Genomic DNA, 14,331 nt, shown 5'->3' with positions numbered 1-14,331 from the left:
AGGAATCAATCATGGCTAACAACCAAGGTGGAACCAACAATCTGGTAGTTCCTCAAGCGAACCAAGCTTTGGATCAACTGAAGTATGAGATTGCATCTGAATTCGGTGTAAATCTCGGACCAGACACTACTTCTCGTCAAAACGGTTCTGTTGGTGGCGAAATTACCAAGCGTCTGGTGAGCTTCGCTGAGCAACAAATGGCAGGTCGCCAAGTTTAACGTACTGACAAGTAAATAGCTGGATGAAGAGAGGTCCCTTTTTAGGGGCCTTTCTATGTTTACCATGAAAAGCCCTTTTCTTTCCTGGGTGGTGCAAACACACAAGCACAATCGCGGACTAGTCATATGGTGTAACGAACAGTTAACTATCCTCGTTTGTCCAGTGGAAAGGAGCGACTTCCGGCTATGAAGAAAAAAGAAGTAAAGCAGCTTTTAAAAAAGCATCCCGAATTTGAAGCGTGGGTTCTCGAAGATTCCATGCGGATTAGAGCGGTCAAAAGCAATCCCGATATGGCGGAAGAATTGTTTAAAAGATGGAACGACCGAAAAAAAGGGGTACTTGATTTTGAAGGCATCTCGCAAAAAACCAAACGTGCAAGCGAAATGCTAACAGGCGTGCAATCCATCATGGAAATGATGTCGGATTATTCGAAGAAACAATAAGATTACATTTGGAATGATTGGAGAAGGCTAGCTCATTAGCCTTCTTTTTCTTTTTCCTTTCAGGGTGTGTTTTGTTATACTAGAAAATGGGAGGGAGCATGTCTATGTTCAAATCAATGGTTAGTCTTATGTTGGTCACAGCATTGACACTCGTCTCTGGGACAAGCATATTCAGCCAGACAGTAGAAGGGGTTTACGCCCAAACAACGAAACAACAACCAGCGATCAGCGTAACACCAGCCAAAACATATCCTGGGGACGTTATTTTTGTACGCAGTAAAGAGCCACAAACCGTAACGGTATTCTCTCAGAACTATCGTTTGCAAAAGACACAGGATGAGTATGCCCGGTTTATCCCGATTCCTTTTAACACGAAAGCAGGCACCTATAAAGTTACATCTGCTGACAAAAAGCTTTCCGTATCTGTGACAATCGCACCGAAAAAATTTGAAGTAGACAAGCTTACGGTAAGTAAACAGCTCAACAAAATGCGACAGGATACGAATCGAATCAATGCTGATCAAAAAAAGATCAATGCAGCCAGATCAAACTCGAGAGCGGTTCCGTATTTCTCGGAGCCGTTTAAACAGCCAGCAGTCGGAAAATTAACGACTCCATTCGGCTACCAACGCGTAGTAAATGGTGTACCAGCCAATCGGCACTCGGCGATCGACATCGCGAACAAAACAGGAACGCCAATTTGGGCGAGCAACCATGGGAAAGTGGTTCTGGCCGACTCTTTATACTTAACAGGTAATACCATCATCATCGATCACGGGTTAAATATTTTTTCCATATATGCTCACTTGTCCAAGTTAGATGTCAAGACAGGGCAAGAAGTGAAACAGGGACAGGTGATTGGACAAATGGGTAGCACCGGTTTTTCTACAGGTCCTCACCTTCATTACGGCATGTTAGTGGGTAATACGTATGTAAATCCGCAGCCGTTTTTTGATGCATCACCTTTCCTCTGGAAGTAATTGGAGGTGTCTTCATGAGAGTCACAAATGTGCCAAGCAAGGTGCTCAACAACATGGTTCATTTCTTGGCGCCGTATGAACAGGCAGTTGAAGAGCTAAAGTTAAAACTAAAAGGAATAAAATACGGCTTTCTAAAAAGCGGCCGTTATTCTCCTATTGAATTTGTTGTCGGACGAGTAAAAAAAGTCGACAGTTTAGTAAAGAAGGCGAACGAAAAAGGAATCGACTTTTTGGGAGATCATTGGCAAAGTGACGTCGCCAAGGAAGTCCAGGATATCGCGGGCCTTCGAGTCGTATGCCGCTATGTAGACGACGTGCGCGAGGTGCTCCAGTTGTTGCAGGAGCGGGAGGATATCGTCATTCACGATGTCAAAGACTACATCGCAGCTCCAAAGGATTCCGGCTACAGAAGTATTCACATGATTGTTTCTTATACGGTCTACCACGGCAGCGAAAAGAAAACACTCTTTTGTGAGATCCAAATCCGTACATTGGGCATGAACTTCTGGGCGACGAATGAACACGAACTGCGCTACAAGTATGCGGGCAACATTCCGACAGATGTCTTGGAGCAGCTTCATGAAGCGTCCGTGATCACACATCAGCTCGACGTGTTGATGAACAATTTGCGTCAAGAAATTCTCACACCGGCAGAAGTTGATACGACATTGGAAGAAAAATTGGAAGAAATATTTTCCTTGTATGTCAAGCAGGATTTGGATTCTGCCGCCGCTTTGTACAGAGAACATGTCAGTGGCTTCGAAGAGGCTTTTGCGGACAATCCTAAGTTTAAAATGATTCACGATTTGTTGGGGATCCGGTTGAAATAACGTCTTTTGTTGTCTACAGACCAAATGTAACCTGAAAAAACGCGACAAAGTAGGAAAGGATATAGACTAACATGCGCTTTTTGCTAACGAACCTACTCGTTGTGGTGATGGTTTTGTTCAACCTTGGCATGTCTTCCGCTTTTGCCGAGGAGTCATCAAGCCTGGAGCCTAACACTCTCACTGGACAATCAGCCATTCTGATTGATGCTACAACGGGACAAGTCTTGTTTGAAAAGAACCCTCATGAGAAGCTGTACCCTGCTAGTATTACAAAAATCGCAACAGGTATTTACGCGATAGAAAAAGGGAAACTGGATGACACTGTCACTGTCTCAAAAAAAGCACGCCGTGAAGAAGGTACACGCGTCTATTTGGAAGAGGGAGAACAGATTTCCCTACGCAATTTATTGTACGGACTGCTCATGAATTCAGGTAACGACGCTGGTACAGCGATTGCTGAGCATATGAGCCAGACCACAGAGCTTTTTGCAGTGGATTTGAACGCCTATTTGAAAGAAAAAGTAGGTGTCACCGAAACGAATTTTACCAATCCACACGGACTGCATGATCCGAATCATTACACAACTGTTGCTGACATGGCCAAAATTTCGCAGTACGCGATGAAAAACCCCGTTTTCAGGGAAATTGTCGGTACGAAGCGGCTGCCTTGGCATGGACAAACGTGGGAAACGGTATTGGTGAATCACAACAAGCTCCTGCGCGATTATGAAGGTGCAACGGGAATCAAGAACGGTTTTACTGATCAAGCGATGCATACCCTGGTAGGCTCCGCCAAGCGTGGAGAAATGGAGCTCATCGCTGTCACGATGAAGGCGTCTACAAGTGCAAATGCATACAAAGATGTGAAAAAACTACTGGACTTTGGTTTTCAAGGATTTGAGACCAAACCAATCGCCAAAAAAGGGGATTCTTTTTCAGAAGTAGCTGTTCCTGGCAACAACTCGGTCGTGACTTTTACAGCCAAGGAGGACTTGTATGCGACGGTTCCCAAAGGTGTGGAGCCATTGGTAGAGCTAAAAGCAGATGGGAACCTGTCTGTTAAGGCTGGCAAGCTAGCCGTCTCTTATCCGTTGCTTCGTCATGATCCGCCTGCTCCAGCTCCTACTACTGTGTTTGGGGATTTAGAAAGTAGCGACACACATCCACTGGCCCGCTATAGCGTATTGATCGTCTGGTTAGGAATGAACCTTTTCTTAATCGTGTTTACGTTTTCCCGTGCACAGAGGAATAAACGAATCCGCGAGCGCAGTCTTCAACGGCGGTTCTATTAATGCGAAAATGAGAATCAAAACAGGACGTAGCAATATGCACGTCCTGTTTTTTTTGCGAAATGACGGTGAAACTGACTGTTTTATGTAGGTCATCTCTTGTTGAGTGGTGAGGGATAGATGCCGTGTCCAATCGTGGAAAGCGCGCGTACATTAGAGTAATAACTTTTCATCTGGTGAGGGGGAGTGAGATGGACAACCGAATCTATGATCACCCTGCCGTGTCCGTCATCATCCCAATAAGTGACAGCGCCAGGAGTGCGAAAAAGCTGCTCTCTGCTGTCAAAAGAATAGATCCACACACGGAAATAATCGTCGTATGCAACGGAGTGAGCTCCCATGAAGATACCCTATCCAATGCATGGGGAGCACAAGTCATTTCAACCGGTTTGGAAGTAGACAGCCATGAGGCAAGAGCGATTGGGTCTGCTCACGCGAGGGGAGATGTTGTCCTCTTTATCGACGAACGCCTCGCCATGCCTCTTTTATACTTGAAGAAATATGTCATGCTAGTCAAAAAGGGATCAGATGTCATTATCACGACATGCTCGGACCGCTCGGTATCAAGAAGAGGAAAACGTTCGCCAAGAAGTGCCTATTGCTTGTTGAACCATCTTCTTGGTCAAAAAAGAATGGGCTCCGCTTCCTTTGAAAACATTCCATTTGCCTTGAGCCGGAATGCTCTAGAGGCGATTGGTTCCGAGAGTTTATGCAATCCGGCAGTTGCTTTGGTTCAAGCATCAGCCTTGGGGCTCAAAATGACGACAATCGCCCCGTTTTCTCCGGAAAAACAACCAACCGGCACTCGTGATATCGTACGAAAAGACATCCGTACGATTTACCGGGAGCATGCGAAAGCAATCCAGTTATTAACGGGTGGAACGAAGCTCCGACAAGCAGATCAGGATGGACAACGACACCGCGACTTGGTGCATTCAACAGACGTTCTGCATTTGCGCTCGGTCTTTCATCTGGAATCGCGCGTAAAGGAGGGCGGTGGATGGGGTGGCAAACGCAAAGCGAAATATGCGAGATCCCACAAAAAAACGCAGAGAAGAGCACATTAATGGCAAAGAAAAATGCCAGAATTTACATCGGTTAAGTGTCATCCTCTCTGTTCACCACGAGCGGACGATTAAAAAAGTACTCAACCAAATTGAGAAGCTCCGGCCCATGGAAATCGTACTTGTTGTGGATGGCTGCCTGGATCAATCGGTGAAAAAGATACTCACGTATTCTTCTTGTCCACTCACAGCGTTTGTGTACCCATTTCCATTAGGGGATGATGTATGGAGAGCAATTGGTGCCAAGGAGGCCACAGGAGATGTGTGGTTGTTTCTCGATGCGGATCACGTTGTAGCTGCAAATGACATGCAGTCCTTTGTCAGAACGTGTTACCGGGGAGCAGACATCGCTTTGAGAAAGCCCATAACATCACTTCGACAACCATCAATAGAACCGGATACCGTTTTGCTAGCGAAGACATTTCTCAATACCTTAGTTTCACGACATGAACTAGGAACTTCCTCGATGTACGACTTACCTTTTGCCATGACGCGACAAGCTGCCTCTATCATCGGCGTTCAACATTTGGTTGTACCTGCCGTTGCGCACGCCATTGCTCTGCACAATCAATTGCGAGTCGAGCCATCTCCTTACATTGCATCAGCAAAGCTTACGAGAAAAAGAGCGACACAAAGAAAGAATAAACCAAGCGTTAACCAGACGATCCTGGGAGATCACTTGGAAGCAATGGATTACGTGATGTCCCTTAAATGAAATGAAACCGTTGTCGAGGCGATGCCATCTGTCGGTATCGCTTATTCGTTATTTTCAAAAGTCTCGTGCAATCATGCAATCTTAAGTCACTGGAATCATTTGATCTCTTGACTTTGCATTGTTCGGTTTTTGTAGTACGATAGGCAAGTAGGTCATTTTTTCTTGATAAAGGAGCAAACAGATTATGAGTATCCATATTGGAGCACAGCAAGGTCAAATTGCTGAAACCATCCTGCTGCCGGGCGATCCGCTACGGGCCAAATACATTGCTGAAACTTTCCTCGAAGGAGCAGAGTGCTACAACAACGTGCGTGGCATGCTCGGCTTCACAGGTACATACAAAGGTAAGCGCGTTTCTGTACAAGGAACGGGCATGGGAGTTCCTTCTATCTCGATCTACGTCAATGAACTCATGCAATCTTATGGTGTTCAAAACTTGATCCGCGTAGGCACATGCGGCGCGATCCAGGAAGACATCAAAGTACGTGATGTGATTATTGGTATGGCTGCATCCTCCGATTCTCAAACGAATCGTCTCCTGCTCAATCAGGTTGATTTTGCTCCGACTGCTAACTTTGATTTGCTGTACAAAGCGTATCAAGCAGCGACAGAGCGCAATCTGTCTGTGAAAGTGGGCAATATCTTTACGAGCGACAGCTTCTATCGCGAGAACCTAGATTTGTACAAAAAATTGGCATCCTATCAAGTGCTTGCTGTTGAAATGGAATCTTCCGCGCTGTACACTTTGGCTGCAAAATACAAGCGCAACGCATTGTCTATTCTCACCGTAAGTGATCACATCCTGACGGGTGAAGAAACATCCGCTGACGAGCGCCAAACAACCTTCAATGAAATGATTGAAGTGGCGCTGGACGCAGCTCTGATCAAGTAAATTAGCATGCAGACGACATCCCACTGGCAAACTATCGTCAGTGGGATTTTATGTAGAGGATAGAAAAAGGGGATGGAATCATGAAACATAATTACCCTGCCTTTTTTGAAACGGCATTTGACGAAGGGTATACGATAGAGCAGGATGGCTATTTATATCGGTTGTTCCGCCAAGATATGGGCAAGCTTCAAGTGAAAACAGGAAAAATCGTGGCGAACGATCCGTTTGTCATGTTTGAGACTGAACCGTATGAGGAGGTTTTCCCAAAGGGGAGCTTCTCCGTACAGCTCGCTATCGCGCAAGTTCAATCCCTGTCAAAGGAAGAGCAAACGGATGATTCTCTGGAGCCAGATGAACGGGTAGCATTGGCACGGATTGCCTTCTCAGACAAACCTGTCGTGTCTTGGAAAATGGCTGTTTGGGCGGAGTCAGATGTGTCACAGCTTGGCGAAGGAGAGTTTTTTGGCTACGGTGTGGATGCGGGTACAGGCTCGTTCATGGATGCAGAAGCTTGTGCGCTTTTGGAACGAGAAATGGAGAAGGACGAGATGTTTTATGAGACGTTGACGAAGAAAATGGACCAAACGTATAAACACACGCGTAGTTGGGGTCTGATCGATATAGGGGAAGGCTGTAATGTCGCTATGTTTTCAACAGGATGGGGAGACGGCAGCTACGCGAGCTATATCGGTTACGATGCCGAGGGACAAATCGCACGATTGGTAACAGATTTTTACTTGTTAAATTGGATGGGAACGGCTGAAGAATAGAAGTTGGGGTAAACGGGGAAGGAAGAGAGAAGAAAAGCATATAAACGCAAAAGTAGAGTGCCTCCAGTGGCACTCTTTTTATTGGTTATTTTTTCTTATTTCGTTCAAGGTACTGCGCCAGGTTATTCAAGGTATTTTCGTACGATCTTTTTTTCGGTGTAGAGGTGATCGTTTTGGATTTTGGGATTACTTTGGTCATTTGGGGACCTCCGGGCGTTTTTAGTTATAGTGATCTTAATTATAATATAAATGAATTTACAATAAATGCAAACGATATTTTTTATTTAAAATGAATTTTTTTATTATAATGAAATTTAAGTGGTATTATGCCGTTTATGTAGATGGATGATGAATGTCTTAGTGTTTTGTGAAGCTGATAAACATACTGAAAAAGCTCTTATTACTAATTAGGTTTATATGAGAGCAAGTTTCGGTAATGCATGTATGTCAGATGGCACTGATAGATGGGAAAAGCTATTTATTTTGTGTTATCTTTCAATTAGATCCGTCTAAGAATGAGTTTGTGACACCTAGCTTATAAAAACAGGTGAGTACCCCTTTCAGAAATTATGCATTTCATTTTGAGTCCGATAATATATATTATGTAAACTGATAAAAAGAGCAGAAATCGGCTAGGTGTAAATGTAATGGGATTTTGTCTTGCGACACAAACATACTACTAATCAGGCCCGATAGTAGCGTTTAGCAGTATGTTTGTGTCGTATTACTTAAGACACAAACATACTGCTATAACTGTCGAGTGACACAAACAAGTACACTAAATTTAAATCATTGGTATACTTTGAATATGTCACAGTTTTATTTTTTTAATGTTAATAATACGAGCATAATAATGTAATTAAGAATGATAACAACATAATACTTTTATATACCAATGTACTCGAGTAACCATTGTTTATTGGTTTTTTCATTTCAGTTCATAAAAGAGCAATTTCATGAACTGAAATGAAAATAAAGAAGAACCAATTTTTACAAGGGTTCCTCTTTTGCAATCTTTTTATTTTATATAATTCAAGTAATTACTTCTCTAAAAATTATCTTTCATTTTCAAAAAGTATTTGTTGATATTCATCTGATATGGGGACTTTTTTCTGTAATGCGATTTCCATTGATCAGGTATCCCTCCTAATGAAAAATCCTCCCAACTTCCCTCCCAATGCATCTGTAACAGGATATTATCTCTATGATTATTGATGAAAAAATCTAAAGGATGAACTAATTCCTTCAGATCCCCTAAAAACTCAATTAATCCTATTTTGTTTAATTGAAACCTATAGTAGTGAAGCGGAATTGCAAATTGCTTTCCAAGGATTTGTCCCCGAAATAATCTTTTTAGCATTTTATCGACAAAATTTTGTTCGATAAGATCCCAGGGTATCCGACTGAAACTTGTTGTTTCAAAGAGTTGATCATATAGCCATAATTGCCACAGTTGGCATGGTGTTTCTATATGCTCTTGCCCTTCTACAGCTAGTAAAAATAACCCAGGGAAGTTCTCAGGAGTAAGTTGGTATTTTTTTGTCAGAGTACGGAAAAGTTCTGCTTCTTCATTCGTTAAATCTTTTAATAAGTTACGTCTTCTGTCCATAAGATTTTGAAAATAAGCTTTTTGAGCAGCTTTTTTTGTTGAACTTGTTCTTGTTGTTTGGCTAACTCTTCTTTGGCGAGCATGCTTTCCACAAAACTCGTTAGATTGTTGCTTAATTGCTCTTCTTGTTTTTCATAAAAATCGTTTAGTTCTTGAATTCATAAAGATAAACGAATCTCCTGTGAGTGCAGATCTCTGATTGCCCCGGGGCCCTTTTCTGGTTGAATTAAAACTGCGGATATGTTACTGGTTATGGATACATCTGGGCAAACATCAAAATTGATACCGTTAAACTTATATAGAAAACGTTCATGTACAATTACTTTTTTAGTTATGGCATCTAAGTAAAACACGCGTTGGTTATCTTGGTAGATTGCATTTTCTAACGGGGATTTTTTCTCCTTGTTTCTTTGTAATACGGACATTCCTAGTATCCAAAATGCTTTAATTCCAGCTGAGTTATATAAATGGTTTCTCTTAATCCAAATGTCTTTAGAGATTGGGGAGCATTGAAATTAATTGCCCATTTTTCACCATTTGGATGGATAACCATTACATCACTACGTTGTTGGGTTTCTTTGACACGATATTCCAACTCTACTTGCGATTCAGGATACGATTCTTTCATATGTTTATACAACAGATACTTTCCATTTTGATGCTCTATTGTTTCGTTTTCGCCGTATTTATCCTCTAAACAGTTTTCTTTAGATTTATGCTTGAAATGTGGGCGAACACTATCTGTTTGCGACCAATATCGTACTTCATCATGGCACGCTGCGCACATCAATTCCCCACTTTTAGCTAGTGGCTGTAGTTCATCTTTCGATTGTTCTAAGGTACAAACACGATAGCCTGCAATCGTTCGAGCAACAAACATACCTTCACCTGCTCTCAATCTTGTTTAATCAACCTGACTATTTATCACAAGTTATTTCAGAAGTACACCATGTGAAAATTAGTTTTTCCATACTAGTAACTAACAGTTATCAACAATTGATACATCTTTTTACCTTGAGATCGGAGAACACATGATAATTAACGTTATATTCTGTTGTATTTTTCTCTATCTTTCTGATTAAAATATGGCTTATAGACATTTTTAATCATTCTCATTTTCTCTGCTTTTATTAAATCATCGATTAGACTGTTATGTAATATTGTCCCTTTCATTACTCCTTGTGGTGTAGGATAAAATCCAATCCAAGGAAAATAATATCTCATATGCCAGCGGTTTTCATCTGTATATTTTGAAAAAGTCTGGCCATGAATATATAAGAAGTACGTGTTGAAAACAAATTCGATTTTACAATTTTGATTTAACCTTGCGTCGCAGAACGCATTAGCAGACTTTAGTGATGTATTTTCGAACAAACAATGTTTCTCGTACCATACGGAATAGTGATTCAAATCATCATACATGATTTTATAATCTTTTATAGTACATAAGATCGCTCCTAATAGATTTCTACTATCATTCATGTCCAAAAGGAGCTCACTTTAGAATGGGAAGTTCCACGAAATTATAGCTTTACCCTGAAGAGATTAACCCCATGCACTGTTTGAAATGAATTGCTTGCAACCTGTTGATTTGGTGCTATTTCTGTGTAAAAAAGCTCTTTTCCTAAGAAAAATAGGTATTAGGCTATTCAATTCTTCCATACCAAAAGACAAAAAGGCCAGTCAAAACACGAAAAAAGTGTTTGACTGGCCTGGTTTATTGAGGTATCGCACCCAATAGTTTAGTACTAATTACTTCAGATTATAATTATTACAACCTTTTTCAAGCAAGGGTTATATAATTTCGTTCTAAGTTTACGGTTTTGAAGAAGCTATACTCATAATCAAAAACATAAATTATGACTTGATTATTCATGTTACTTCTGAATCTAATTCCATAAATCCCAAGAATTTAGATACTTTCTCACTTTGGGTGTATCATGAAGAAGAGCAGATTGTTTAAACATGGAAATCGTGTATAATGGTGATAATGATTTTCGTTATTATATAAACTGGTAAGGAGTAGTGAAGATGGATCTTCTGCTTCCAATCACCACCATCGCAATGATTTCCGTTGGGGCCTTCTGTCTTTTTATCGCTATCGACAATGATTCCAGAGCATTTCCAAAAAAATGGGCTCCGGTTGCAAATAAGGGATCAATGTTCTCCATGATGACTGAACGTAAAGTAGCGAAGACCAGAAAATAAATAATGCTAGCAGAATTAACGCTAACAAAACGAGGTTTTCTTGACTAACAAAGTGTAACCACTTGATAAATACGGGCTTCCTGTAACGCGTGGGTGGATCGAACTGAAGATAATGAAAATGCAGGCTACACGTGTATGTGCGCCTGCATCATTTTCTAGCTTCTCCCAATCACTACACCTAGAACGGTTTCCCATATTCGCGAAATACCTTGCTTTTCATTGTCTGTTATCCTGTTGTCTTGATTCGAATACCTTCCCGTTGGCGTAACAATCGCAATCCATTCAGGATGACCAGGATCGTGCTGCCTTCATGTCCAACCACGCCCAAAGGAAGGGCAATTCCTTGAATGAAGTTGGCAGAAATGAGCAGGGCGATCACGGTCATGGCAAAGATGATATTTTGTTTGACGATCGATTTGGTTCGCTTGCCAAGCTCAATGGCTTCAGCAATTTTTCGCGTGTCATCGTTCATCAGCACAAGGTCAGCCGTCTCAAGTGCCGCGTCACTCCCAGCTACGCCCATCGCGATTCCCACGGTGGCAGTGGCCAAAGCTGGAGCATCATTAATGCCATCACCTACCATCGCAACCTTACCGTAGGTAACATTTAGTTCCTTGATCCGATTGACCTTATCCTCCGGCAATAAATCGGAATATACAATATCAATTCCCAACTCCTTGGCAATTGCCTGTGCCGTAAGATGCTGATCACCAGTTAGCATTGCTACTTTCACGCCTAGGTCCTTTAGCATGGCGACCGCATCCTTAGCTTCAGAACGGATATTGTCACGCAACGCGATCACACCGACCGCTCCCTGTGAATGATGCATTACCGTTACGGTTTTCCCTTGACGTTCGAGTCGGTCAATAACCTCAGACACTGCATCCGTCATGAACCGCTCTTCCAATAACGCTGGCTTTCCGATTTTCCACAAATCCCCCCTCCATTGTGCTTGAATTCCCCAGCCTGTAAGTGTAAGAAAATCAGTCGGACGCTCTATTTCCACCCCTTTTGACTGCGCTTCAAGTACAATCGCTTTGGCTAACGGATGACCTGACAGGCTTTCAAGCGATGCAGCAACCCGCAGCACGTCGGTTTTATCGTATCCCTGGAAGGAAATAATGTCAGTAACAACAGGGGTGCCGGCTGTCAACGTTCCAGTCTTGTCAAATGCTATCACCTTGATCGTAGCCAGATTTTCCAGATGTGCCCCGCCCTTGAACAATAGTCCTTTTCGTGCACTATTGGATATAGCAGACAACATGGCCGGCATGATGGAGGCGACCAGCGCACAAGGCGATGCGACAACGAGAAACACCATCGCTTTATAAAATGCCTGATTCCAGGACATGTGCAAAGCAAAAGGTGGAATCACGATCAGAAGTAAGCATACCAGAATGATGATCTTCGCATAAATGCTCTCAAACCGTTCCATAAACTGTTGAGAAGCGGGTTTCTCACTTTGCGCCTCCTGTACAAGACGAATGATTTTGGCAAACAGCGTCGATTCGCTCAGTTGACTTACTACGATAAATAAAGCCCCTTGACAATTTAGTGTTCCGGCAAAAACTTCATCCCCCGCTCCTTTATCCACCGGAACAGATTCGCCGGTGATCGAGGACTGATTAACGGCCGATACTCCCTGCTTCACGACACCATCAGCCGGAATACGTTCCCCCGGTTTAACTAGGACGATGTCCCCGAGCCGTAAGTGTTCAATCGCGACCAGCGTCTCCACTCCATCCTTGATCAATACGCCGGTTTCTGGCTTACTATCCATTAAGGAGGATATATCCCTTTTGCTTCGGTCCATTGTATATGTTTCCAAGGCTCCGCTCAGCGAGAAAATAAAGATAAGGACCGCTCCTTCTGCCCAGTACCCGATGCTTGCTGCGCCGATTGCGGCAACGAACATCAATAAATTGACGTCAAGATCTCGCTCTACGATAAGAGTGAGCAAGCCTTCCTTTGCTTTCACAAACCCTCCAACCGCGAATGCAAGCAAATAGAAGATGACGGACCACAGTTGTGAAGTACTGCCAATAACCCAAGCAACGCCAATGAAAATCCCGCAAGCTAACGCTGCCAGACCTTCGCCATAACGATACAACCACTCTTTCTTTTCAGTTCCTAATGATCTTGAACTCTCCATTTCTTGATGTTTGACACAACCATCTGCTGCTTCAAAATTCGGACTCATACGCAACTTCCCCTCTCTTTGAGAATGAATTCCATTACTAGCCCCTATAAAAGGGTACATGCTGCTCCAAATTCGGAGCAGCATGTACAACGGGAATATTTCCCGCATTTTACTACATTCAATTTTTTGCCTTTTCCCAACTTTATGATATTAATCTTAATCCAATTTATGCAAAAAATAAAGATTATTTTTCATTAGGGAAACTTTTTGTTGTAAAGGAAATTATTTTTACGTAGGATAACAATGTAGGATTAAACCAAAATTTCATCAGATTTTTTTTGCGTAAAATGTTTCCTTCGAGAAACATTTTTTACCACTAGAAAGATGGTGTTATCTTCCAAAGGGGGTTTTTTCGGTTATGTTTCTGATTGTTAGCCTTATCGTTTACACAGCCATTTCGCTTACGGTTTTATTCGGTGCACTCCTATGCTTTCGACGCTTGGAGCAGAATCATGTATCTGATTCTATTGCGACCGTTCAAAGGTACAAGCGACTCTACTCCAAGCTGTTTTAGCAAAACTAACAAAGCATTGGTAAAATCCATGGCGGAGGTGACGAAACTACTATGTTGGAACTATCGTGCATTTTATTGGAAGGGGCCCTTTTATCTGTCGTTTTTCTGGTGATTTTGCTCGTAACCTTGTATTACAATCCGCGGATCTGGCTAAAGGATTACCCAAAAGACATTCAGCAGGCCGTAAAGGAACGAACGAAAAAAGAAACTCGGCAATTTACGTATATCGGAACACTGATCATGGCTCTCGTTGCCGTCCCTTTCATCACTTCTCTTTACTATACTGGCGATCAGGTTACGTTCGCAGGAGCGTTTCTGCACTTTTACATCGTTTTCACGATAGTCAGCCTGGTGGATTTACTCATCCTGGATTGGTTCGTTTTTTGCTGGATCACTCCGCGCTTTATCATCATCCCCGGCAGCAACGGAGCAAAAGGCTACAAAGACTACCGCTTCCATTTCATCGGTTTTCTGAAAGGAGCCGTGATCTACGTGGTCTTGGCCCTGATTCTCGCCGTCTTGCGCGTGTTGGTCGCCTATTTCTAGCAGCTTGGGATTACATACGAGACACAAATGAAGCCTCCCATCCTTTCGTCAG

At 42.5% G+C, this 14,331-nt stretch carries 14 protein-coding genes and 1 pseudogene; 12 read left to right on the top strand and 3 right to left on the bottom strand.

Annotated elements, in window-relative coordinates; translation table 11 throughout:
* Positions 1-11 precede the first annotated feature (11 nt).
* From C7R92_RS02520 to C7R92_RS02480, 9 genes are all read left to right on the top strand, one after another.
* Entirely contained in the window at positions 12-218 is a 207-nt protein-coding gene (locus C7R92_RS02520) for an alpha/beta-type small acid-soluble spore protein (protein ID WP_007729231.1), read from the top strand.
* A 186-nt stretch (positions 219-404) separates the two neighbouring features.
* The gene (locus tag C7R92_RS02515) at positions 405-662 is read left to right on the top strand and encodes a hypothetical protein (RefSeq protein ID WP_106833133.1); all 258 of its coding nucleotides are present in this window, start codon (positions 405-407) and stop codon (positions 660-662) included.
* A gap of 104 nt (positions 663-766) precedes the next feature.
* Entirely contained in the window at positions 767-1,642 is an 876-nt protein-coding gene (locus C7R92_RS02510) for a M23 family metallopeptidase (protein ID WP_106833132.1), read from the top strand.
* A gap of 14 nt (positions 1,643-1,656) precedes the next feature.
* The gene (locus tag C7R92_RS02505) at positions 1,657-2,472 is read left to right on the top strand and encodes a GTP pyrophosphokinase (protein ID WP_017248607.1); all 816 of its coding nucleotides are present in this window, start codon (positions 1,657-1,659) and stop codon (positions 2,470-2,472) included.
* A 71-nt stretch (positions 2,473-2,543) separates the two neighbouring features.
* On the top strand, positions 2,544-3,764 hold the full coding sequence (locus C7R92_RS02500; protein WP_069844934.1) for a D-alanyl-D-alanine carboxypeptidase family protein: 1,221 nt from the start codon (positions 2,544-2,546) through the stop codon (positions 3,762-3,764).
* Positions 3,765-3,952: 188 nt separating this feature from the next.
* On the top strand, positions 3,953-4,828 hold the full coding sequence (locus tag C7R92_RS02495) for a glycosyltransferase family 2 protein (RefSeq protein WP_106833131.1): 876 nt from the start codon (positions 3,953-3,955) through the stop codon (positions 4,826-4,828).
* A complete protein-coding gene (locus C7R92_RS02490; protein ID WP_106833130.1) occupies positions 4,788-5,540 on the top strand; it encodes a glycosyltransferase family A protein in 753 nt (250 codons plus the stop codon). The genes C7R92_RS02495 and C7R92_RS02490 overlap by 41 nt, the downstream gene beginning before the upstream one ends.
* A 184-nt stretch (positions 5,541-5,724) precedes the next feature.
* Positions 5,725-6,432, top strand: coding sequence for a purine-nucleoside phosphorylase (deoD, locus tag C7R92_RS02485; protein WP_069844937.1), 708 nt, complete (start codon positions 5,725-5,727; stop codon positions 6,430-6,432).
* A gap of 80 nt (positions 6,433-6,512) precedes the next feature.
* Positions 6,513-7,202 (top strand): DUF4241 domain-containing protein, encoded by a 690-nt coding sequence (locus C7R92_RS02480; RefSeq protein WP_106833129.1) that lies wholly within the window; start codon positions 6,513-6,515, stop codon positions 7,200-7,202.
* Between the two features lie 1,048 nt (positions 7,203-8,250).
* Here C7R92_RS02480 and C7R92_RS02475 read toward each other — a convergent pair.
* On the bottom strand, positions 8,251-8,811 hold the full coding sequence (locus C7R92_RS02475; RefSeq protein WP_106833128.1) for a hypothetical protein: 561 nt from the start codon (positions 8,809-8,811) through the stop codon (positions 8,251-8,253).
* A 158-nt stretch (positions 8,812-8,969) separates the two neighbouring features.
* A pseudogene (locus C7R92_RS33365) lies at positions 8,970-9,439 on the bottom strand (competence protein CoiA family protein).
* Between the two features lie 1,403 nt (positions 9,440-10,842).
* On the opposite strand from C7R92_RS33365, the gene C7R92_RS31955 reads away from it, so the two are divergent.
* Positions 10,843-11,019, top strand: a complete 177-nt coding sequence (locus C7R92_RS31955) for a hypothetical protein (protein WP_158265722.1) — start codon at positions 10,843-10,845, stop codon at positions 11,017-11,019.
* A 226-nt stretch (positions 11,020-11,245) separates the two neighbouring features.
* Here the strand turns inward: C7R92_RS31955 and C7R92_RS02455 are convergent, their stop codons facing one another.
* Positions 11,246-13,171, bottom strand: a complete 1,926-nt coding sequence (locus C7R92_RS02455; protein ID WP_244195635.1) for a heavy metal translocating P-type ATPase — start codon at positions 13,169-13,171, stop codon at positions 11,246-11,248.
* A 406-nt stretch (positions 13,172-13,577) separates the two neighbouring features.
* Between C7R92_RS02455 and C7R92_RS31950 the strand changes: the two genes are divergently transcribed.
* Together C7R92_RS31950 and C7R92_RS02450 are read left to right on the top strand one after the other, a co-directional pair.
* Complete coding sequence (locus tag C7R92_RS31950; protein ID WP_158265721.1) at positions 13,578-13,733, top strand: hypothetical protein; 156 nt, start codon at positions 13,578-13,580, stop codon at positions 13,731-13,733.
* Between the two features lie 51 nt (positions 13,734-13,784).
* Positions 13,785-14,279 (top strand): nitroreductase, encoded by a 495-nt coding sequence (locus tag C7R92_RS02450; RefSeq protein WP_106833123.1) that lies wholly within the window; start codon positions 13,785-13,787, stop codon positions 14,277-14,279.
* The last annotated feature ends 52 nt before the right edge of the window (positions 14,280-14,331 follow it).

This window comes from Brevibacillus porteri (assembly GCF_003013475.1).
Taxonomy (GTDB): Bacteria; Bacillota; Bacilli; order Brevibacillales; family Brevibacillaceae; genus Brevibacillus; species Brevibacillus porteri.
This window is presented reverse-complemented; position numbering and strand designations above follow the sequence as displayed.

Coding starts and splice junctions, on each gene's coding strand:
- C7R92_RS02520 (WP_007729231.1), top strand. CDS start 12: ATGGCTAACAACCAAGGTGGAACCAACAATCTGGTAGTTCCTCAAGCG.
- C7R92_RS02515 (WP_106833133.1), top strand. CDS start 405: ATGAAGAAAAAAGAAGTAAAGCAGCTTTTAAAAAAGCATCCCGAATTT.
- C7R92_RS02510 (WP_106833132.1), top strand. CDS start 767: ATGTTCAAATCAATGGTTAGTCTTATGTTGGTCACAGCATTGACACTC.
- C7R92_RS02505 (WP_017248607.1), top strand. CDS start 1,657: ATGAGAGTCACAAATGTGCCAAGCAAGGTGCTCAACAACATGGTTCAT.
- C7R92_RS02500 (WP_069844934.1), top strand. CDS start 2,544: ATGCGCTTTTTGCTAACGAACCTACTCGTTGTGGTGATGGTTTTGTTC.
- C7R92_RS02495 (WP_106833131.1), top strand. CDS start 3,953: ATGGACAACCGAATCTATGATCACCCTGCCGTGTCCGTCATCATCCCA.
- C7R92_RS02490 (WP_106833130.1), top strand. CDS start 4,788: ATGCGAGATCCCACAAAAAAACGCAGAGAAGAGCACATTAATGGCAAA.
- deoD (WP_069844937.1), top strand. CDS start 5,725: ATGAGTATCCATATTGGAGCACAGCAAGGTCAAATTGCTGAAACCATC.
- C7R92_RS02480 (WP_106833129.1), top strand. CDS start 6,513: ATGAAACATAATTACCCTGCCTTTTTTGAAACGGCATTTGACGAAGGG.
- C7R92_RS02475 (WP_106833128.1), bottom strand. CDS start 8,811: ATGGACAGAAGACGTAACTTATTAAAAGATTTAACGAATGAAGAAGCA.
- C7R92_RS31955 (WP_158265722.1), top strand. CDS start 10,843: ATGGATCTTCTGCTTCCAATCACCACCATCGCAATGATTTCCGTTGGG.
- C7R92_RS02455 (WP_244195635.1), bottom strand. CDS start 13,171: ATGGAGAGTTCAAGATCATTAGGAACTGAAAAGAAAGAGTGGTTGTAT.
- C7R92_RS31950 (WP_158265721.1), top strand. CDS start 13,578: ATGTTTCTGATTGTTAGCCTTATCGTTTACACAGCCATTTCGCTTACG.
- C7R92_RS02450 (WP_106833123.1), top strand. CDS start 13,785: ATGTTGGAACTATCGTGCATTTTATTGGAAGGGGCCCTTTTATCTGTC.